1 protein-coding gene is annotated in these 1,329 nt (G+C 64.0%); it reads left to right on the top strand.

Features of this window, described 5'->3' with window-relative positions; genetic code table 11:
- Positions 1–88 precede the first annotated feature (88 nt).
- Entirely contained in the window at positions 89–1,117 is a 1,029-nt protein-coding gene (locus GGR48_RS17855; protein WP_020493465.1) for an IS110 family RNA-guided transposase, read from the top strand.
- Positions 1,118–1,329 lie beyond the last annotated feature (212 nt).

Here is a 1,329-nt window from a genome sequence, read left to right as displayed (position 1 = left end):
GCGGCGGGCTGGTCGGTGAACCACATGGCGTAATCAGGAGCGGTGCTCGTTGGGATAGCCTGTCGTCCCCTGAAGAGGAGGACGGAAGATGACCTGCTATGTTGGCCTAGATGTGTCGATGAAGGAGACCGCGATCTGCGTCGTGGACGAAACGGGCGATCGCATATGGGACGGTAAGTCGCGAACGGACCCGGACGCTATTGCGGCCGTGCTGGCGCGGAGGGCCGCAGGAGCCGTGAGGATCGGTATCGAGACGGGCCCGATGACCGTGTGGTTGTGGCACGCATTGACCGAGCGAGAGCTGCCGGTGGTGTGTCTTCATGCCAGGCATGCTGCGGCAGCGCTGAAGCTGCAGATGAACAAGACGGACCGCAACGACGCGTTTGGGTTGGCACGGCTGGTCCGCTCGGGCTGGTACCGGCCGGTCGCTGTTCGCTCGATGGATACGCACCGGTTGCGTGCGCTCCTGATCACGCGAGACCAGCTGGTCGGCATGAGCACCGCGCTCATCAACAAGATACGCGGCCTGGCGAAGACTTTCGGCATTCTGGTCGGACCCGGAAAGGGTGGCACCTTCGAACGTCAGGTCCGGGCAACGCTGCCGGACGATCCGGTGGTCGCCGCACTGTTCGAGAGCCTACTGGCGATGCTGAGCACATTGCGGGAGCAACAGCTTGCCATTGCCAAGCAGCTCGCCCGGGTTGCCCGGCAAAGCGGCGCCTGCCGCTTGATGATGACGATGCCCGGCGTCGGACCGCTGACGGCCGTCAGCTTCATGACCACCATCGAGGATCCTCACCGGTTCCGACGCTCGCAGGATGTCGGCGCCTATCTCGGTCTCACTCCGCGTCGCTACCAGTCGGGCGAGGTCGACATCAACGGCCGCATCTCCAAGTGCGGAGATCGTCTCACCCGCAAGCTGCTGTTCGAAGCGGCCAATGTCATGCTGTCGCGGACCTCGCAGGCGTCGGCGCTGAAGGACTGGGCTGCCGCCATCGGCCGGAGATCGGGCTTCTGGAAGGCGCGCGTTGCGCTGGCCCGCAAGCTGGCGGTGATCCTGCACCGGATGTGGATCGACGGGCGAGGCTTTGACCCAAAGGTGACTGCCATGGCCTGATATCTGCTTTCCGAGCTGCCGCCCCGCCAGGGTGCGGCCACGGCCATCTCGTGACCCGCTTCGTGACCATCTGGAACACGGGAACCACATCGAGAGGCCGGCGATCTGGCGCCATGCTGAGGCTGGACCCGTCCTGACCTCGAAGACGACAACGATGCGCAAAAGAAGATCGACTACGAGCACCTTGGCAAACGGCTTGACCGATTAGACGA

This window comes from Sphingomonas pseudosanguinis, assembly GCF_014196255.1.
GTDB classification, from domain to species: domain Bacteria; phylum Pseudomonadota; class Alphaproteobacteria; order Sphingomonadales; family Sphingomonadaceae; genus Sphingomonas; species Sphingomonas pseudosanguinis.
Note: the sequence above shows the minus strand (reverse complement) of the source record. Positions and strands in the feature narration are given on the sequence as shown.